The organism is Planomonospora sp. ID82291 (assembly GCF_015711645.1).
In the GTDB taxonomy this organism is placed as follows: Bacteria; Actinomycetota; Actinomycetes; order Streptosporangiales; family Streptosporangiaceae; genus Planomonospora.
Window position 1 is genome coordinate 276,506 of sequence record NZ_JABTEX010000003.1, and the last position, 19,041, is coordinate 295,546.

Below are 19,041 nucleotides of genomic sequence, written 5' to 3' on the forward strand. Positions count from 1 at the left end.
CCACGCGTCGTCGGGGTCGTGGTGCCGGATGGAGGCTGTGGTGGGCGGTGGTGATCCGCTGGTGCTCATGCGGGTTCCGGAGGCCGCGGCGGAGTTCGTGTCCTCGCTGCGGACGAAGAAGCTGTCGGTGAACACGGTGGCGGGGTACGAGCGGGACCTGCGGCTGGTGGCGGGGATCGCGGCGGATCTGGCGGGTGTGGCGGCGGCGGATCTGGAGGTGCGGGCGCTGACGGGGCGGCTGGTGCGCAGGGCGTTCGCGGAGTTCTCGCAGCCGCGGTCGGCGGCCAGTGTCAACCGGGCCTGGAGCGCGTGGAACCGGTTCCTGACCTTCTGCGTGGCGGAGGGGCTGCTGGAGGGCAATCCGATGGCGGCGGTCCCCCGGCCGCGGCAGCCGGCCAAGGCGCCGAAGCCGTTCCTGGGGGACGGCACGGCGTCGGCGACGCTGCTGGAGCGGATCGCGGCGGGGGCCCGCAAGGCGCGTGATCCGTGGGTGGAGCGGGACCTGCTGGCGCTGGCGCTGGCGCTGGTGACGGGGATGCGGTCGGCGGAGCTGCTGGGGCTGACGCTGGGGTCGATCGGGGGTTCTCCCGGGGACCGGCGGATCCAGGTGCTGGGCAAGGGCGGCCGGACGCGGTCGCTGCCGATCGAGCCTGCGGTGGAGCGGCTGGTCGAGCGTTACCTGCGCAGCCGGATGGAGCGGTTCGGGCTCGCCTCGCTGCCGGGGTCGGCGGTGCTGCTGGTGGACACGGCGGGTGAGCCGCTGCGGCGGGGCGGGCTGCAGTACCTGGTGCGGCAGTGCTATCGGTATGCGGGTGTCCACGACCGGGTGCAGCGGGGCACGCTGGTGCACGCGTTGCGGCACGAGTTCGCGACGCGGCTGGCGGAGCGGGGGGCGTCGGCGCACGAGCTGATGGAGTTGCTGGGGCACTCGTCCATCGTGACGGGGCAGGCCTATGTGGCGTCGTCGGCCCGTGAGGTGCGGCGGGCCGCGCAGGGCAATCCGGTGTACGGCGTGCTGGACCGGTTGCCGGCCGGGGGCGGCGGTGCGCCGGGGGGCGAGGGGGGTTCGGCTCCGGCGGGGTGAGGTGGGGGCGGGGCGGGGTCGGGCCTCGCCCGTCCCGTCGCCGTGCCGGACGGCGTCGGTGGCGACCTCGTTCACGGCGGAGTCGAGTGCCTCGGCGTCGTCGTGCGGCAGGCCGAGGGCCGCCGCCCGGGCGGCGGGTCTTCCCGCGGTCAGCGGATCTTCTTGACGAAGCGGCTGGCCGCGCGGTGGCTCATCCCGGTCTCGCCGCGCACGATGAAGACCGCCTGGTCGAGTTCGCCGGTGGATTTGAGTTCGCGGACCTGTTCGACGAGTTCGGGGCTGAGGGTGCTGCCGAGCAGGGCGTTGCGGGGCCGCTGGGCCAGCCGTACGGCCAGCAGGATCAGGCCGATGACCAGTGCTGCGAACAGCGCGGTCAGCAGGATGATGGAGAGCGTGTCGGTCATGGGGGTGCGGTCTCGCTTTCTCGGCGTGGATCAGTGTTCACCGGCCTATTCAATCCCGGGTGCCGCTGCGGCGGTAGGCGGTCGGGGGGCGTGCGGGCTGAGGGTGCGCGTGCGGGGTCCGGGCCGGGCGGGGTTAAACCGTTTGCGGAACTGTCGCAGGCTTCTGTTACGGTCGCGGGCGTGTCTGAGCAACCTCTCATCTACGCGCGTGGTCTGGTCAAGAGATTCGGTGACTTCACCGCGGTCGACGGCATCGATCTGGACGTGGCCGCGGGTGAGGCGTTCGGTTTCCTGGGGCCTAACGGGGCGGGCAAGTCCTCGACGATGCGGATGATCAGCTGTGTGTCGATGCCGACCTCCGGTGAGCTGCGGATTCTGGGGATGGATCCGGTGCGGGACGGGTCGCGGATCCGGGGCCGGCTGGGGGTGTGCCCGCAGTTGGACAATCTGGATCCGGATCTGAGTGTGCGGGAGAATCTGACGACGTATGCCCGGTATTTCGGGTTGTCGCGGGCTGAGGCGCGTCGGCGGACCGAGGAGTTGCTGGACTTCGCGCAGTTGCGGGAGAAGGCCTCCGGTGCGGTGGAGCCGTTGTCGGGTGGGATGAAGCGGCGTCTGACGATCGCGCGGGCGCTGGTCAACGATCCGGATCTGGTGCTGCTGGACGAGCCGACGACGGGGCTGGATCCGCAGGCGCGGCATCTGCTGTGGGAGCGGTTGTTCCGGCTCAAGCAGCGGGGTACGACGCTGGTGCTGACGACGCACTACATGGACGAGGCCGAGCAGTTGTGCGATCGGCTGGTGGTGATGGACGGCGGGCGGATCGTGGCGCAGGGGTCGCCGCGTTCGCTGATCGAGACGTATTCGACGCCCGAGGTGGTGGAGCTGCGGTTCCCCGACGAGGCCGACTACGCGGGCAAGCTCGAGGGGATCGGGCGGGTCGATCCGCTGCCGGACCGGATCCTGCTGTACGCCGAGGACGGCGACGCGGCGGTGGCGGAGGTGCACCGGCGGGGGCTGGCGCCCTCCAGCGTGCTGGTGCGGCGCTCGTCGCTGGAGGACGTGTTCCTGCAGCTGACCGGCCGGACGTTGGTGGACTAGCGGTGGCGCATCCGACGGTGGCCGTGCTCGAGCGGCATCTGTTCCTGTATCGGCGGCTGTGGCGGGCGTCGGTGTTCTCCTCCTTCGTGCTGCCGGTGCTGTTCCTGGTGAGCATCGGGATGGGGGTGGGGGGTCATGTCGGCCGGATCGGCGGGGTGGACTACCTGGCGTGGATCGTGCCGGGGGTGATGGCCTCGACGGCGTTCCAGATGGCGATCGGCGAGTCGACGTATTCGGTGCTGGGCGACTTCAAGTGGGTGCGGGGCTATCACGCGATGCGCGCCACTCCGGTCGAGATCCGCGACATGCTGGCCGGCTGGCTGCTGTACATCCTGTTGCGGGTGGAGATCGCGGCGGTGGTGTTCCTGGGGGTGACGGGGCTGTTCGGGGCGCTGCGTTCGCCGTGGGCGGTGGTGACGCCGCTGGTGGCGGCGCTGGTGGCGGTCGCGGCGGCGGCTCCGGTGACGGCGTTCGCCGCCAGCATCGAGCACGACAGTTATTTCGCGTTGCTGTTCCGGTTCGTGATGATCCCTTCGACGTTGTTCGCGGGGGTGTTCTTCCCGGTGGAGCAGTTGCCGGCGGCGGTGCGTCCGCTGGCGTACGTCTCGCCGCTGTGGCACGGGGTGGAGCTGAGCCGGGCGGCGACGCTGGGCGGTGCTCCGCCGTGGCCGGCGGCGGTGCACGTCGCCTGTCTGGTGGTGTTCGCCGTCGTCGGGCTGGTGTGGGCGCGCGCGGCCTTCCGCACGCGGCTCCAGGACTGAAGGAGGACCAGGTCATGGTCACCACGATGCTGGCCGCCCGGGTCTCCCCCGGCCGGGTGGGTGCGGTGCTGGGCCGCAATGTGGCGGCGCTGCGTACCGGCCCGTCGTACTGGCTGGTGCTGCTGTCGGGGTTCTTCGAGCCGGTGCTGTACCTGCTGTCGATCGGGGTCGGGGTGGGGGCGCTGGTCGGGGGGCTGGAGCTGCCCGGCGGCGGGGTGGTGGACTACGCGGTGTTCGTGGCTCCGGCGATGCTGGCGGTGTCGGCGATGTCGGGGGCGCTGTCGGAGACGACGTTCAACTTCTTCTTCAAGATGAAGTACTCCAAGACGTTCGAGGCGGTGCTGGCCACGCCGGTCCGGCCGTTGGAGATCGCGCTGGGTGAGTTGTCGTGGGCGCTGGTGCGCAGTTCGCTGTACACCGGGGCGTTCTTGGTGGTGATGGTGGCGTTGGGGCTGACGTCGCCGGTGGGGGCGCTGGCGGCGTTTCCGGCGGCGCTGCTGGTGGGGGTGGCGTTCGGCGGGGTGGGGATGGCGATCAGCACGCTGATGCGGGGCTGGCAGGACTTCGATCTGCTGACCACGGGGCAGTTCGCGTTGTTCCTGTTTTCGGGGACGTTCTCTCCGGTGCGGGATTATCCGGCCGTGATGGAGGCCGTGGTGGCGGTGACTCCGTTGTTCCACGCGGTGGAGCTGGTGCGGGGGCTGGCGGTGGGGCAGCCGGGGTGGGGTCTGCTGGGGCATGCGGCGTACCTGGTGGTGATGGCGGTCGCGGGGTTGGTGTTCGCGGCGCGCCGGATCCAGCGGACGCTGTGCGTGTGAGGTCTGCGGCTGCGGGTTCCGCACCGGGGGTGCGGTGGTCCCGCAGCGCGGGGCGGGGTGTCAGGGGAGGGTGAACGGGGTGGTCGTGACGACGGCGGAGAGCGGGATCGGTCCGTAGACGTGCGGGAAGGTCTCGGTGGGGGCGGGGTCCGGCGCGGGGGTGGCCGGGGGGCCTGCCGGGGGTTCCATGCGGACGTCGAGTCCGGTGGGGTCGATGGTGAGCAGGGTGAGCGGTTCGGTGACGTCGCGGTAGAACCGGTCGGCGACGCCGTCGAGTTGGGCGCGGTCGGCGCAGGCGTGGATGAAGCCTTCCTGTTCCAGCGTGCGGCCGAGGGTGGAGACGCGGTACTCCCCCGTCGTGCGGGCGTTCTGCCAGTCGGCGTCCAGGGCCAGGTGCAAGATGACCGCCGGGACGGGTGCCGGGCCGTTCGCCGGGTCGTGGGCGGTGCCGTTCACCGGGGCGCTCTCCCGGTCGCCTGCCGCCAGTCGCGCTGCAGGATCGCGTACACCAGTTCGTCGGTCCACTCGTCTTTGACCCACTCGTTCTCCACCAGGTGGGCCTCGCGTCGCAGGCCCAGGCGTTCCAGTACGCGGGCCGAGGCGGTGTTGCGGGCGTCCAGGCGGGCGGCGACGCGGTGCAGGTCCAGGCCGTCGAAGGCGAGTTCCAGCAGGGCGCGGGCGGCCTCGGTGGCGTAGCCGCGGCCGTGGTGGTCGGGGTGGAAGACGTAGCCGATCTCTCCGGCGCGGTGGGTGCGGCTGTGCCAGAACAGCAGGGCGTCTCCGGCCAGTTCGCCGGTGGCGGCGACCTCCACCGCCAGGGAGAGGGCCTGGCCCTCGTCCAGCAGCGCGCTCTGGCCGATCTTGGTCTCCAGGGCCTGGCGGACCTCCTCGCGGTCGCGGGGTCCCCAGTACAGGTAGCGGGCGACTTCGGGCAGTGACTGGAGGGCGTGCAGGGCGTCGAGGTCGTCGGGGGTGAAGGGGCGCAGCAGCAGGCGTTCGGTGCGGATCGGGTAGGCGGGTTTCAGCATCCTTTCAGCCTAGGACACGATCTTCAGGGATGGGCGGCTCCGCTGCGGGTGGAGCGGGTGGAGCGGGTGGAGCGGGGGTGGTGGGCCCGGTGGCGGGCGGGGAGAAGGCCGGGTGGCTCCGTGGTCGGCGGGGTGCGCGGGGCGGTCCGGCCGCGAACCGGTTGCGGCCGGAGTCGAAAGCGTGTTCCACTGGGCCGTATGGGTTGGGACTCCCCCGCGCTGGTGGCCGAGGTGCCCGACACCCGGCCGCGGATCGAGCGCACCGCGGTGAGGCGGGTCCACGGCGCGCTGACCTGCTACGAGGTGCGGGCCCGCACCGCGTTGGAGGCCGTCGCCGGCGGCTGGGCGGTGAACCCGTACCGCGGGTGCGCGCAGGCGTGCCGCTATTGTCCGGCGCGGCGGGGTCACCGCTATCTGGGGCTGGATGCGGGCGCCGACTTCGATTCGCGGATCGTGGTGCGTACCGACATCGTGCGGCGGCTCCGGGCCGAGCTGTCCCGCAGGTGGGACGGGGGGCCGGTGGCGGTGGGCCTGACCGGCGACTGCTACCAGCACGCCGAGGAGGTCTACCGGCTGATGCCCGGGGTGGTCGCCGCGCTGGCCGAGGCGGGGGCGGCGTTCACGGTGCGCACCAAGAGCCCGCTGGTGCTGCGCGACGCCGGTCTGCTGGCCGGGGCCGCGGGGGCGAGCGTGGCGGTGTCGGTGGCGTTCGTCGACGACCAGGTGCGGCGGGCGGTCGAGCCGGGGGCGCCCAGCGCGCAGAAGCGCCTGGAGCTGGTGGCGGGGCTGGCCGAGCGGGGGGTGGTGTGCGGGGTGGCGATGGCGCCGGTCCTGCCGCTGCTGACCGATTCGCCCGACCAGTTGGCCGCGACCGTGCGGCGCGTCGCCGCCGCGGGGGCGGTGAGTCTGGAGCCGCAGGTGCTGCGGCTGCCGCCGGGTGCCCGGGAGTGGTATCTGTCGTGGCTGGCCGGGCGGCATCCTGGGCTGGTGGACCGGTACGCGGAGCTGTACGGCGGGGGGCCGGAGGCCGAGGCGGGGTACACGGCGCGGGTGATCGGTCAGGTGGAGGCGCTGGCCGCCCGGTACGGCCTGGCCGTGGGCCCGCCGGCGGGCCGGCCCGCGGTGGCGGCGGCCCGGCAGCTGTCGCTCATCTGAGGCGGCGGTGCGGGGGCGTTCCCGCGCCGCGGGAGGGTCGCCGCACCGGCCGGGGTCAGGCCAGGGCGCTGCCCTTCTTCCACTCCTTGAACGACAGCTGCCAGTAGCTCCAGCCGTTGTTCCACTCGACTTCGCGGTCGGTGCCCTTGATGGTGATCACGTCGCCGCGCTGGGCGTTGTCGTAGAACCACTTGGCCTGGTCGGGGCGGGCGTTGATGCAGCCGTGGCTGACGTTGCGCCGGCCCTGGGCCCAGACGTTGTTCTTGGCGTGGACGTATTCGCCGCTGTTGGAGAACCGGACCGCATGGTTGATCATGACGTCGTAGTACTCCGGGTGGCCCTTCTCGAAGCCCGGGGAGATCATCCGTTCGGGGTTGGACTTGCCCATGACCAGGTGGACGCCGCTGGTGGTGGTGTAGGCGCGGGTGGTGGCCATGCCGGCGCTGATCAGCATCTTCTTGACGACCTTGCCGTCCCGCTTGACGATCATGTTCTTCTTGCGGGTGTCGACGGTGGAGATCTGGGCGGCGCCGATGCGGATGGTCTTGGTCAGGTCCTTGGTGCCGTACATCTCCTTGCCGCCCTGCACTCCTTCGAGGCGGGCGGTGAAGGTCACCTTCTGGTGGGCCTTCCAGAACCTGGCGGTGCGGTAGATCACCGTGGTGTCGTCGACCCACCGCCACGCGCCCTGGACGGGGTGCTCGGCCTCCACCTGCAGGGCCCGCTCGACGTTGGCCTTGCCGGCCTTGGAGGGGATCGGGTGGTTGAACCTGACGATGATCGGCGCCCCCACGCCGACCTTCTCCCCCTTGACCGCGGGGGTCACGTCCGTGACGGCCAGTTCGATCTTCGGCTTGAGCGTGGTGAAGGAGCTGCTGGCGGTGGTGCCGCCCGCGGCGGTCGCCGAGACGGTGTAGTCGCTGGCGGGTTTGAGCGGCGTGGTGGAGACCCATCTGCCGCGGGAGGCGTCGAATTCGCCTTCGACCTGGTCGCCGCCGCTTTCGACGGTGACCTGCTCCAGGGGGCCGCCGGCGGCGGTGACGACCACCTTCTTGTCCGGGCGGACGGTGTCGCTGCCCTCGGCGGGGCTGATCTTTATGACCGGCGCGGCCGGGGTGGCCTGCGTGGTGCCGGCGCCGGCGTCCTTGCGGTCCGCGACGGGCGCGGTCTCGGCCGATCCGCTGGAGCAGGAGGCGACGAGCACGGCCGTGGCCGCCGCGGCCAGTCCGGCCAGCGGCGTCCTGAGTCGTCGTGATCCCAGGTTCAACACAACCCCATCCCCCATACGGCAGCAAACTGCGTCTAAAAACACTAATAGGAGATGCGTGTGGGACGTCCAGGGTTCAGACCGAAAGTGTCACATTTAAGTAACATTCACTGGTCGGACGGCTGTTGACCAGGAGTCACCGGACTCATCATGATGAATCCGGCCCCATCCGCCCGCCGACGGGCCGCCGCCCGGCCCGGAACGATCCCGGCCCCGCGCCGCCCCCCGCCGCCCCCCGCCGCGCCGCCCGCACCGCCCCGCGGCGCCTGCCGCCGAGCGCGCCGTCCGCCCCGCCATGATCGGTGGATAGGCTGAGGCGATCCGATATGGCCCGGCATGGAAGGTTCGGTATGCCAGAAGGATGTGCGCGGGGCGGCCCCGCCCTCCCCGCGGCGGCCCGTCCCCCTGCCGGGTGGTCCGCCGGCCCGTCCGCCGAGGTCCCGCCGGCCGCTCCCCGCTCCCCCGGCCCCCTGCCGGGCGAGCGCCGGGCCACGGAGTTCCTGCTGGAGGCCGGCCGCCGCCTGTCGGCCTCCCTCAACACCCGCCGCTGCGCCCGCGCCACCGCCGAGCTCGCCGCGTCCTTCCTGGCCGACGCCGCGCTGGTCGTGCTGCCCCCCGACGAGACCCGCCGCTCGGCCTGGCTGCGCGTCACCGCCGGACGCCCCGGCCTGCAGGAAGGCGCCGTGTCCGTCGCCGAGGCCGCCCGGGTCCCCGGTCTGGCCGAGGCGCTGGCGGGGTTCCCGCCCGTCCCCAGCCGCTGGCTGGACCCCGCGCAGGCGCCCGGCTGGCTGCTGCCGCCCGGCTTCGGCCCGGCCGGGCACCTGCTGGTGACGCCGCTGCCCGGCAACGGCGTGGCCGCCGGGGCGCTGGTCCTGGCCCGCCGCCGCGGCGGCCCCGCCTTCCACGACGGCATCGAGACCCTGGTGCGGCTGTTCGCCGCCCGGGCCGGCGCGGCGATCTCCGCCGCCGCCCTCCACCAGGAGCAGAACGCCGTCAACGCGGTGCTGACCGCCGCGCTGCTCCCCCCCGATCTGCCGTCGATCGACGGGGTGGAACTGGGCGGATCGCTGCGCGTCGCCCATCAGGCCGCCCGCGTCGGCGGCGACTTCTACGACGTCTGCCTGCCCGCCGCAGACGACCCGCCCGCGGCCTGCGGGCAGGTCCCGGCGCCGCTGGCGGTCCTGGGCGACGTGTGCGGCAAGGGCGCCCAGGCCGCCGTGCTGGCCGGGCAGATCCGCCAGTCGCTGCGCGCGCTGCTGCTCGTCGAGCGCCGCCCCGCACGGCTCGCCTCGCTGATCAACCGGTCCCTGCTCGCCTGCCCCGCACCCGACTCCTACGCGACCATGGTGATGGCCGAACTGCACCGCACCGGCGGCGGGCGCCTGCGCCTGGACCTGGCCGTGGCCGGGCATCCGACGCCGCTCGTCCTGCGGGCCGACGGCACGGTGGACGAGCCGCCCGGGCACGGGACCCTGCTCGGTCTGCTGCCCGACGCCGAGCCCGCCCTGTGCGCCGTCGACCTGGCTCCGGGCGAGCTGTGCCTGCTCTACAGCGACGGCGTCACCGAGGCGTTCGGCGGCCCCACCGGCCGGGAGATGTACGGCGAGCAGCGCCTGAAGGACGCCCTGGCCACCTGCGCCGGGATGCCGGCCGAGGCGGTGGTGCAGCGGCTGGAGCAGCTCGGCACCGAATGGCTGGCCGGCGGCGGGCACGACGACCGGGCCCTGCTGGCGATCAGGGCCCGCCCCCGGTGAGGCCGGTGACGCCTGTCCCCGCCGCCGCCGTCGGCCGCTACCTGGAGCTGATCGGGCGGGGCGAGGAGTACGCCGCCGTCGACCTGGCCCTGGAACTGCTCGACGGCGGCGCGTCGGCCGAGGCCGTGCTGCTGGACCTCGTCGCCCCGGCCCAGCGGCGCGTCGGCGACCTGTGGGCCGGCAACACGTGGTCGGTGGCCCGCGAGCACGCGGCCACCGCCGTCAGCGAGCGGGTCGTGGCGGCCGTCGCGGCACGCGTGCGCCCCCCGTCCGTCCGGGGCCGGATCACCGTCGCCTGCGCCGACGGCGAGTACCACGCGCTGCCCACCCGCCTGCTGGCCGAGGTCCTGCGCCTGCGCGGCTGGCGTGTCGACTTCCTGGGCGCCAGCGTGCCGGGCCCGCACCTGATCGCCCATCTGCACCAGGTGGGTCCCGACGCGGTCGCGCTCAGCTGCACGCTGCCCACCCGCCTGCCGCGCGCCCACGCCACCATCACCGCCTGCCGGTCCGTCGGCGTGCCGGTCCTGGCCGGCGGGCGCGGTTTCGGGGCCGACGGCCGCTTCGCGCGGCTGCTGGGCGCCGACGCCTGGGCGCCGACGGCCGACGCCGCCGCCGACCGCCTCGACCGCGGCCTGCCGGGCTTCCCGCCGGAGGCCCCGTACACGGGCGTGCCGGCGCATCTGGCCGACGACGAGTACACGCAGCTGGTGCGGCGGCGCGGCGAGGTGCTCGGCGGGGTGCTGGGCGCCCTGACCGCCGCCCACCCGCCGGTGGCGTCCTACAGCGCGCGGCAGCGGGAGGCGACCGCCGAGGACCTGGCCCACCTCGCCGACTTCCTGGCCGCCGCGCTGTACGTCGACGACGCCCGCCTGTTCACCGAGTTCGTCGCCTGGACCGCCGGGGTGCTGCGGGCGCGGGGCGTGCCGGCCGCCTCCCTGGCCGCGGGTCTGGAGGCCTTCCGCGGCGAGCTGCGGGACTTCCCGCGCGCCCGCCGCATCCTGGCGCAGGCCGCGGCCGCGTGCGCGGCGGCCGTAGGCCCGGACGCGGCCGTAGGCCACGGGGACGCGCCACGCGACGGCGACCCGGCGGGCCCGCTCAGCCCTGGCGGATCCGGTGGGTGAGGCTGGTGTGGCGGCGCCCGGCGCCGCGGGTGCGCACCGCCTGGCCCAGCGCCCGGCGTGAGCCGACGATGACGACGAGCCTCTTGGCGCGGGTGATCGCGGTGTAGAGCAGGTTGCGCTGGAGCATCATCCACGCGCTGGTGGCCAGCGGGATCACCACCGCGGGGTACTCGCTGCCCTGGGAGCGGTGGATGGAGACGGCGTAGGCGTGGGCGAGCTCGTCGAGCTCGTCGAAGGAGTACTCGACCTCCTCGTCCTCGTCGGTGCGCACCAGCAGTTTGTGGTCGTCGGGCCGGATGTCGGTCACCCCGCCGACGGTGCCGTTGAACACCCCGGCGGCGCCCTTGTCGTAGTTGTTGCGCAGCTGGGTGACCTTGTCGCCGACGCGGAACACCCGCCCGCCGTAGCGGCGCTCGGGCATGCCCTCGCGGGCCGGGGTGAGCGCCTCCTGCAGCACGGTGTTGAGGTTGCCGGCCCCGGCCGCGCCGCGGTGCATCGGCGCCAGCACCTGCACGTCGCGGCGGGCGTCGAGCCCGAACCGGCGCGGGATGCGGTTGGCGACCACGTCGACGGTCAGCGCCGCGATCTCCTCCGGCTCCTCGCACGGGAACAGGAAGAAGTCCTTCATGCCCTCCAGGGCGGGCATCAGGCCGGTGTTGACCCGGTGGGCGTTGGTGACCACGCCCGACTCGGCGGCCTGGCGGAAGATGTGGGTCAGCCGTACCCGCGGGATCTCCTCCTCGGCGGCCAGCAGGTCGCGCAGGACCTCCCCGGCGCCGACCGACGGCAGCTGGTCGACGTCGCCGACGAACAGCAGGTGCGCGCCGGGCGCGACGGCCTTGACGAGCTTGTTGGCCAGCAGCAGGTCCAGCATGGAGGACTCGTCGACGACGACCAGGTCGGCGTCGATCGGGTTGTCGCGGTCGAAGGTGGCGTCCCCGCCGGGGCGCAGCTGCAGCAGCCGGTGCACGGTGGTCGCCTCGTGCCCGGTCAGCTCCGCCAGGCGCTTGGCGGCCCGGCCGGTGGGCGCGGCCAGGATCACCTTGGCCTTCTTGGCGCGGGCCAGGGTGACGATGGAGCGCACCGTGAAGCTCTTTCCGCAGCCCGGGCCGCCGGTCAGCACCGCGACCTTCTCGGTGAGCGCCAGCCGTACCGCCTTCTCCTGCTCGGCGGCCAGCTCGGCGCCGGTACGGCCGCGCAGCCACTGCAGGGCCACCGGCCAGTCGACGTCGGCGAAGGCCCCCAGCCGGTCGTGCCCGGCGCCCAGCAGCGCGCGCAGCGACCGGGCCAGCGACAGCTCCGCGCGGTGGAACGGCACCAGGTAGACCGCGGGGATCGTCACGTCCCCGGCGGGCAGCTCCTCGCGGACCACGCCCTCTTCGGCGACCAGGTCCTCCAGGCACTGCGCGGTCAGCTCGGCGGGCACGTCCAGGATCTTGACCGCGTCGCCGATGAGGTTGGGCGCCGGCAGGTAGCAGTGGCCGTCGTCGGCCGCCTGCGACAGGGTGTAGCGCAGGCCCGCCTTGACCCGCTCGGGGCTGTCGTGGGGGATGCCGACGGCCTGGGCGATGGTGTCGGCGGTCTTGAAGCCGATGCCCCACACGTCGTCGGCCAGCCGGTACGGCTCGCTCCGCACGACGGTGATGGAGCGCTCGCCGTACTGCTTGAAGATGCGCACCGCGATGGAGGTGGACACCCCGACGCCCTGCAGGAAGATCATCACCTCTTTGATGATCTTCTGCTCCTCCCAGGCGGCCGCGATCAGCTTGGTGCGCTTGGGGCCCAGGCCGGGGACCTCGACCAGGCGCTCGGGGGCGGTCTCGATGACGTCCAGGGTCGCGGTGCCGAAGTGGCCGACGATCCGCTCGGCCATCTTCGGCCCGATGCCCTTGATCAGCCCGGAGCCGAGGTAGCGCTGGATGCCCTGGACGGTGGCCGGCAGCACCGTGGTGTAGGACCAGACCTCGAACTGGCGGCCGTAGCGCGGGTGCGAGCCCCACCGGCCGGTCAGCCGCAGCGACTCGCCCACCTGCGCGCCCAGCAGCGGCCCCACCACGGTCAGCAGCTCCGAGCCCGAGCGCTCGGTCGCCACCCGGGCGATGGTGTAGCCGGTCTCCTCGTTGGCGTAGGTGATGCGCTCGAGCACCGCCTCCAGCACGGTGCCGCCGGGCCGCTGGGCCTCCGCAGTGGTCATGGCGGGTATTGTGCCGCAGATCCCCGACATGCTCCCCGCCGGGCGGCCCGGCCCCGGTCCGGGCGGAGGCGGGCGGAGGCGGGTTTCGCCGGGGCGTGGCGTGGCAGATCACCAGGGTGAGCGGTGCGGTGGACGGCGTATGGGATCTGGTGGTCGTCGGGGCGGGTCCCGCGGGTGCGGCGGCGGCGCTGCGGGCCAGGCAGCTGCGTCCCGACGCGCGGGTGCTGCTGCTGGACCGGGAGGACTTCCCCCGGGACAAGGCCTGCGGCGACGGCATCGCCGCCCACGGCCGCGACGAGCTCGCCCGGCTCGGCCTGCCCGGCCTCATCGACGACTACCGGCCGGTGCGGCGCCTGGAGGTGGTCTCCCCGGGCGGTGAGCGGGTCCGGGCGACCGTTGCCCGGCCCAACCACGTCGTACCCCGCCGCGTCTTCGACGCCCGCCTGGTGCAGGCGGCCCGGGCCCGCGGAGTCGAGGTGCGCCGCCACCGCGTGCGGGCGCTGGCCGAGCGCGGCTCCCACGTGGTCGTCGACGGGGTCTTCGCCGCCCGCGCGGTCGTCGCCGCCGACGGGGCCAACTCGGCCGTGCGGCGCCTCATCGGCCTGCCGGCCACCCCCGAGCGGCACACCGCGATCGCGGTGCGCGGCTACGCCGACGTGCCCGTCGGCGACGACGTCCAGCTCATCGCCATGCAGCGGGAGGGCTGGCCCGCCTACGCCTGGTCGTTCCCGGTCGGCGACGGCAGCGCCAACGTCGGTTTCGGCATGCTCCTGCCCCGGTTGCAGTCCTGCGACCTGCCCGGCCGCCGGGTGCTGCACGGCCGGCTGGCCGAGCTGCTGCCCCATCTGCCCGCCCGGGACCTGCGGGCCCACCACCTGCCGCTGTCGTGCGGGCGGCCGGGGCCGGGCGCGGGCCGGGTGATGCTCGCCGGTGACGCCGCCAGCCTCATCAACCCGCTCACCGGTGAGGGCATCTACTACGCGCTGCTGTCGGGTCGGCTGGCCGGGGAGGCCGCGGTGCGGGCGGCGGGCGACCCGCTGCCCGCCTACCGGCGGGCCCTGCGCGGGGTCCTGGGGCGGCACCTGCGCACCACCGACGTGCTGGCCCGCGCCGCCCGCTGCCCCGGTTTCATCGACGCGGCGATCGCCGTCGCCTCCCGGCGCAGGGAGGTGTTCGACCTGCTGGTGGAGGTGGGTCTGGGGGCGGGGACCGTACCGCCGCGGCTGGTGGGCGCGGTGGCCGGTCGCTGGCTGCTGGACGGGGTGCGGCCGCGCGGCCGGTGAGCGGAAGGCGGCCCGCCGCTCGCCGGGGTGCGCTGCGAGGCGCTGCGAGGAGGCGGTCCCGCGCTGCGGGCGCACTGGCCGGCGGGTCGGCACAGGAATACGGAAGTACGGCGAGAGCGCTACACTCAAATCGCCTTCACTTCACAGAAGTCCTATCACACAGGAGTCTATCAAAGAGATGGGATCCCGTCAACCCGGCCCCGCGACCGCCGAAGCACTGCGGACCGAGCAGGCCCGCCTCACCGCCCTCTACGAACGCCTGGACGCCGTCCGCGAACGGACCCGCGCCGCGCTCGCCGCCGCCCATGCCGGCGGCGAGCGCGGCGGCACGCACCAGGCCCGGTTCGAACGCGAGGTCTCCGCCGCCGAGCACGCCCGCCGCCTGGCGCAGCTGTCGGGCGTGGAGCACGGCCTGTGCTTCGGCCGGACCGACGACGCCGACGGCCGGACCCTCTACATCGGCCGGACCGGGCTGCGCGACGCCGACGGCGAGATCGTCCTGACCGACTGGCGCGCCCCGGCCGCCCGCCCCTTCTACACCGCCACGCCCGCCGACCCCGGCCAGCTGGTGCGCCGCCGCCACCTGCACACCCGCGAGCGCACCGTGGTCGGCCTCGACGACGAGGTCTTCGACCTGGACCGCCTCGCCGAACCCGACCGGCGCACCCTCGTCGGCGAGGCCGCGCTCATGGCGGCGCTGCGCCGCAGCCGCACCGGCAGGATGAGCCAGGTGGTGGCGACCATCCAGGCCGAGCAGGACCGGGTGATCCGCTCCGGCCCGGCCGGGGCGCTGGTCGTCGAGGGCGGCCCCGGCACCGGCAAGACCGTCGCCGCGCTGCACCGCGCCGCCTACCTGCTCTACACCCACCGCGAGGTCCTGTCGCGGCGCGGCATCCTCGTCATCGGCCCCACCCCCCTGTTCTCCCGCTACATCGGCCAGGTGCTGCCCTCCCTCGGCGAGACCGACGTGGTGGTGGCGACCGTGGGCGAACTGCACCCCGGCGTGCGGGCGCACGCCGACGACCCCCCGGCCGCCGCCGTCGTCAAGGGCGACCTGCGCATGGCCGCCGTCGTCGCCGCCGCGGTCCGCGACCGCCAGCGCCTGCCCGACGGCGACCTGGAGGTCTCCTTCCCGGTACGGACCTCCCTGCGCGGCGGCGTCGAGGTCGCGGTCGAGGAGATGACGATCAGCGCCCCCCGCACCGCCTGCGCGGCCGCCCGCGACCGGGCCCGGCGCTCGGGCCGCCCGCACAACGTCGCCCGCAGACTGTTCGTCCTGGACGTGCTGCGGGCCCTGGCCGCCGACGAGGCCGCCCGGCTGGACGCCCCCGCCGACGCCGAGGACCTGGCCTACGCCCGCAAGGTGCTGTGGAACCGCCCCCAGGTGCGCGCCGCACTGGACTCCCTGTGGCCCGACCTCACCCCCGAGCGGCTGATCGGCGACCTGCTGTCCGACCCGCAGGCGCTGCGCCGGGCCGCGCCGGAGCTGTCGGCCGACGAACGCGGCGCCCTGCTGCGTCCGCCCGGCTCGCCGTGGACGACCGGCGACGTCCCGCTGCTGGACGAGGCCGCCGAACTGCTGGGCGTCGACGACTCGGTGAGCCCGGCCGCCGAGCGGGCCGCCGCCGAGACGCGGCGCAAGGAGGAGGCCTACGCCCGGGGCGTGCTGGAGTTCACCGGCCTGGCCGAGGAGGAGACGATGGAGGCCGCCGCGCTGGCCGAACGCCACCGCTCGACCGGGCCGCACGCCACCACCGCCGAGCGGGCCGCCGCCGACCGCACGTGGGTCTACGGGCACGTCATCGTCGACGAGGCCCAGGAGCTGTCGGCGATGGCCTGGCGGACGGTGATGCGCCGCATCCCGGCCCGCTCCCTGACGATCGTCGGCGATCTCGCGCAGACCGGCTCGGCCGCCGGGGCCCGCTCCTGGGGCGAGGTCCTGGACCCCTACGTCGCGGGCCGGTGGCGGGTGGAGCGGCTGCAGGTCAACTACCGCACCCCGGCCGAGATCATGGAGGTCGCCGCCGACGTCCTGGCGGCGGTCGCGCCGGACCGGCGGCCGCCGGAGTCGGTGCGCGCCGGCGGCGACCGGCCGCGCGCGGTGCGCGCCGGCCTGCGGGAGCTGCCGGACCTGGTCGGGCGGGAGCTGGAGGCGATCGGCGCGGGCCGGCTGGCGGTCATCGTGCCCGACGCCCGGTACGCCGAGACCGCCGCCGCCCTGGCCTGCACGCACGCCCCCGGGCAGGACGCGCGGCCCAGCCTGCCGGCCGCGGGGGCGCGCGCCCGGACCTGCGCGGAGCCCGGGGCCCCGGCCGCGGCTCCGCGGCCGGGCGCACCGGCCGGGCCCGACGCGCTGGACCGCACCGTCGCGGTGCTGACGGCCGCCGCCGCCAAGGGACTGGAGTTCGACGCGGTGATCGTGGTCGAGCCCGCCGAGATCCTGGCCGGCTCCCCCATGGGCGGCCACGACCTGTACGTCGCGGTCACCCGCGCCACCCGCCGGCTGACCGTGGCCCACACCGGCCCCCTGCCGCCGATGCTGTCGCGGCTGGCCCGGCACTGACGCGGGCGTCCGGCGGGCCCACCGGCACTAACGTGGGCGGTCAGTGGTCCCAGTCGTCTCACAGGGGAGGAGCCCCGTCGATGTCACCGGTGCTGGAGGGTACGGCTCGCGCGCTGCTGCGCAGGATCGCGGCCGAGCAGTCCGAGTCGAGGCTGCCGTCGCTGGCGGCGGCCGTGGTGCGCGACGGGCGGATCGCCTGGTTCGGCGCGCGCGGCCGCCTCGGCACCGGCCCCGGCGGGGGCCCTGGCGGGGGCCCTGGCGGGGGCCCTGGCGGGGGCGGGGCCGAAGGAGACGGCGCGCCCACCGCGGCCACCCAGTACCGGATCGGGTCGATCACCAAGAGCATGGTCGCCGTCGTGGTGATGCGGCTGCGCGACGAGGGCCGCCTGGACCTGCCGGACCCGATCGGCAAGCACCTGCCCGGCACCCCGGTGGGCGAGGTGACCGTCGCGCAGCTGCTGTCGCACACCTCCGGCCTGACCGCCGAACCGCCCGGCCAGTGGTGGGAGCGCACCCCCGGCCTGCCGTTCGCCGAGCTGCTGGCCCTGCTCGGGCCGGAGACGGCCCGGCACCGGCCGGGTCGCCGCTACCACTACTCCAACCTCGGCTTCGGCCTGCTGGGCGAGCTGGTCGCCCGCCACCGCGGCGCCGACTGGGCCGCCGCGGTGCGCGAGGAGGTCCTGGAGCCGCTCGGCATGCGCGACACCACGACGCGGCCGCGCGCACCGCACGCACGCGGCTACGCCGTCCACCCGTGGGCCGACGTGCTGCTGCCCGAACCCGAGCACGACGCCGGCGCCATGGCCCCGGCCGGGCAGATCTGGTCCACCCCGGCCGACCTGGCCCGGTGGGCGGCGTTCGTGGCCGGTGACACCGGCGGCGTGCTGGAGCCCTCGACGCTGGCCGAGATGCGCGAACCGGCGACCGTCGACGACGGCGACGCCTGGACCGGCGGCTACGGCCTGGGCCTGCAGCTGGCCAGGGCGGGCGGGCGCCGCCTGGCCGGGCACACCGGCTCCATGCCGGGTTTCCTGGCCACGGTCTGGGCCGATCCGGCCGACCGGACCGGCGTGCTGTTCTGCGCCAACTCCACCTCCGGAGCGAGCCGGACCCTGCTGACCGACCTGCTGGCGATCCTGGACGCCTGCGAGCCGCGGCTGCCCGCCGAATGGGCGCCCGCCGAGGTCGACCCGGCCCTGCTGGAGCTGGCCGGCCCCTGGTACTGGGGGCCGGCCGCCTACGCGCTGCGGCTGCTGGGCGGCCGGGAGCTGTCGCTGACGCCGCTCGGCGGCGCCGGCCGCGCCTCCCGTTTCACCGCGCGGCCCGACGGCACCTGGCTCGGCCTGGACGGCTACTACGCCGGGGAGACGCTGCGGCCGGTCCACCGTCCCGACGGGTCGGTGGGCCACCTGGACCTGGCGACGTTCGTCTTCACCCGCACCCCCTACGACCCTCAGGCCGGCGTGCCCGGCGGCGTGGACGAGGGCGGCTGGCGCAGCTGAGCGACGAGCGCCGCCACAGCGTCCTCAGCGTCCTCAGCGCCCCCGCCGTCTCCGCCGCCCCCGTCCTCGGCGCCCCCGCCGTCTCCGGGAATGCCGAGCGCGCCGTGCAGCACCTCCACCCGGTGCACCACGCGCGGCGCGCTCAGCGGGACCGCGACCACCGCCGTCCCCCCGGCCGAGGCCGCCGAGGCCGGCAGCAGGGTCAGCCCGTGCCCGGCGGCGACCAGGCTCAGCACCGTACGCAGGTCGTGGCCGTCGTAGCCGGAGCCCGTCCGGAACCCGCCGGAGCCGGGCGGCTCACCCGCCAGCTCGCGCAGCCGCTCCACCGCGACCGCGGCCGGGGCCTGCAGCCACAGCGCACCCGCCAGGTCCGCCAGCGCCAGGCCGCCGCGCCCCGCCAGCGGATGACCGGACGGCAGGACCACCGCCAGCGGCTCGGCCGACGCGCCGACGGCGGTGAGCGGGCCGACGTCGGGCAGGCGCAGCGGGTCGCTGGGCGCGGCGATCCCGTCGACGAGCCCCAGGTCCGCCGCGCCGGAGGCGACCTGCTCGGCGACCCGGCGGCGATCGGCGGTGCGCACCGTCACCCGCAGCCGGGGCCCGCGCAGGGCTCGGGCGAGTGCGGGCGGGCAGGCCAGCGGGGAGGCGGCCACGACGACCGTCCGCGCCGGCCGGGCCGCGGCGCGCAGCACGTCGGCGCGGGCCGCCCGGTGGCGCAGCAGCAGCGGGCCGGCGTGCTCCAGCAGGCGCCGTCCGGCCGGGGTGGGCGCAACCGGCCGCCGTCCCAGCAGCGCCACCCCCAGATCGGCCTCCAGGGCCGCGATCTGCTGGGAGACCGCCGACTGGGTGTAGCCGAGCCGCCGGGCCGCGGCGGAGAAGGAGCGCAGGTCGGCCACGGCGACGAAGGTGCGCAGCAGATGGGGGTCCACAGCGCATCAGTATCCCCCATCGGATCAGCGTTCCTTATCAGAGCAGCAGGGATCATCGTTGGCGCTTACCGTCCGGA

16 protein-coding genes are annotated in these 19,041 nt (G+C 74.9%); 10 read left to right on the top strand and 6 right to left on the bottom strand.

The features are described from left to right. The first annotated feature begins 40 nt into the window (after positions 1-40). Positions 41-1,084 carry a tyrosine-type recombinase/integrase gene (locus HS045_RS20520; RefSeq protein WP_307827621.1) on the top strand — a complete coding sequence of 348 codons (1,044 nt, stop codon included), beginning with the start codon at positions 41-43 and terminating at the stop codon, positions 1,082-1,084. Between the two features lie 149 nt (positions 1,085-1,233). Here HS045_RS20520 and HS045_RS20525 read toward each other — a convergent pair whose 3' ends face one another. After that, positions 1,234-1,488 (bottom strand): hypothetical protein, encoded by a 255-nt coding sequence (locus tag HS045_RS20525; protein ID WP_196453076.1) that lies wholly within the window; start codon positions 1,486-1,488, stop codon positions 1,234-1,236. A 180-nt stretch (positions 1,489-1,668) separates the two neighbouring features. On the opposite strand from HS045_RS20525, the gene HS045_RS20530 reads away from it, so the two are divergent. Genes HS045_RS20530 through HS045_RS20540 form a run of 3 tightly spaced genes read left to right on the top strand, consistent with a single transcriptional unit; the run spans position 1,669 to position 4,168 of the window. Next, the gene (locus HS045_RS20530) at positions 1,669-2,589 is read left to right on the top strand and encodes an ABC transporter ATP-binding protein (protein WP_196453077.1); all 921 of its coding nucleotides are present in this window, start codon (positions 1,669-1,671) and stop codon (positions 2,587-2,589) included. 17 nt (positions 2,590-2,606) lie between these two features. After that, positions 2,607-3,350, top strand: coding sequence for an ABC transporter permease (locus tag HS045_RS20535; RefSeq protein ID WP_196453078.1), 744 nt, complete (start codon positions 2,607-2,609; stop codon positions 3,348-3,350). A gap of 14 nt (positions 3,351-3,364) precedes the next feature. After that, a complete protein-coding gene (locus HS045_RS20540) occupies positions 3,365-4,168 on the top strand; it encodes an ABC transporter permease (protein WP_196453079.1) in 804 nt (267 codons plus the stop codon). A gap of 60 nt (positions 4,169-4,228) precedes the next feature. On the opposite strand, the gene HS045_RS20545 is transcribed toward HS045_RS20540, so the two are convergent. Then, positions 4,229-4,624 carry a DUF952 domain-containing protein gene (locus HS045_RS20545; protein WP_196453080.1) on the bottom strand — a complete coding sequence of 132 codons (396 nt, stop codon included), beginning with the start codon at positions 4,622-4,624 and terminating at the stop codon, positions 4,229-4,231. After that, complete coding sequence (locus HS045_RS20550) at positions 4,621-5,196, bottom strand: GNAT family N-acetyltransferase (protein ID WP_196453081.1); 576 nt, start codon at positions 5,194-5,196, stop codon at positions 4,621-4,623. The genes HS045_RS20545 and HS045_RS20550 overlap by 4 nt, the downstream gene beginning before the upstream one ends. Positions 5,197-5,394: 198 nt before the next feature. On the opposite strand from HS045_RS20550, the gene HS045_RS20555 reads away from it, so the two are divergent. Next, on the top strand, positions 5,395-6,351 hold the full coding sequence (locus tag HS045_RS20555) for a radical SAM protein (protein WP_196453082.1): 957 nt from the start codon (positions 5,395-5,397) through the stop codon (positions 6,349-6,351). A gap of 55 nt (positions 6,352-6,406) precedes the next feature. On the opposite strand, the gene HS045_RS20560 is transcribed toward HS045_RS20555, so the two are convergent. After that, a complete protein-coding gene (locus HS045_RS20560) occupies positions 6,407-7,621 on the bottom strand; it encodes an Ig-like domain-containing protein (protein WP_307827622.1) in 1,215 nt (404 codons plus the stop codon). 347 nt (positions 7,622-7,968) lie between these two features. Here HS045_RS20560 and HS045_RS20565 point away from each other — a divergent pair, with 347 nt between their 5' ends. After that, positions 7,969-9,372 (top strand): PP2C family protein-serine/threonine phosphatase, encoded by a 1,404-nt coding sequence (locus HS045_RS20565; protein ID WP_196453084.1) that lies wholly within the window; start codon positions 7,969-7,971, stop codon positions 9,370-9,372. A 5-nt stretch (positions 9,373-9,377) separates the two neighbouring features. Beyond that, entirely contained in the window at positions 9,378-10,493 is a 1,116-nt protein-coding gene (locus HS045_RS20570; protein WP_307827623.1) for a cobalamin B12-binding domain-containing protein, read from the top strand. Here HS045_RS20570 and HS045_RS20575 read toward each other — a convergent pair. Continuing rightward, positions 10,468-12,687 (bottom strand): ATP-dependent RecD-like DNA helicase, encoded by a 2,220-nt coding sequence (locus tag HS045_RS20575; protein WP_196453086.1) that lies wholly within the window; start codon positions 12,685-12,687, stop codon positions 10,468-10,470. The genes HS045_RS20570 and HS045_RS20575 overlap by 26 nt on opposite strands. Positions 12,688-12,782: 95 nt before the next feature. On the opposite strand from HS045_RS20575, the gene HS045_RS20580 reads away from it, so the two are divergent. The 3 genes from HS045_RS20580 (at position 12,783) to HS045_RS20590 (ending at position 18,035) form a co-directional block, all read left to right on the top strand. Further along, positions 12,783-13,970 (top strand): NAD(P)/FAD-dependent oxidoreductase, encoded by a 1,188-nt coding sequence (locus HS045_RS20580; protein ID WP_196453087.1) that lies wholly within the window; start codon positions 12,783-12,785, stop codon positions 13,968-13,970. A 178-nt stretch (positions 13,971-14,148) separates the two neighbouring features. Further along, complete coding sequence (locus tag HS045_RS20585) at positions 14,149-16,533, top strand: ATP-binding domain-containing protein (RefSeq protein ID WP_196453088.1); 2,385 nt, start codon at positions 14,149-14,151, stop codon at positions 16,531-16,533. A gap of 80 nt (positions 16,534-16,613) precedes the next feature. Then, positions 16,614-18,035: a serine hydrolase gene (locus HS045_RS20590; RefSeq protein WP_196453089.1), complete on the top strand. Its 1,422-nt coding sequence runs from the start codon at positions 16,614-16,616 to the stop codon at positions 18,033-18,035. Here HS045_RS20590 and HS045_RS20595 read toward each other — a convergent pair. Further along, positions 17,987-18,964 carry a LysR family transcriptional regulator gene (locus tag HS045_RS20595; RefSeq protein ID WP_196453090.1) on the bottom strand — a complete coding sequence of 326 codons (978 nt, stop codon included), beginning with the start codon at positions 18,962-18,964 and terminating at the stop codon, positions 17,987-17,989. The genes HS045_RS20590 and HS045_RS20595 overlap by 49 nt on opposite strands. Between the last annotated feature and the right edge of the window lie 77 nt (positions 18,965-19,041).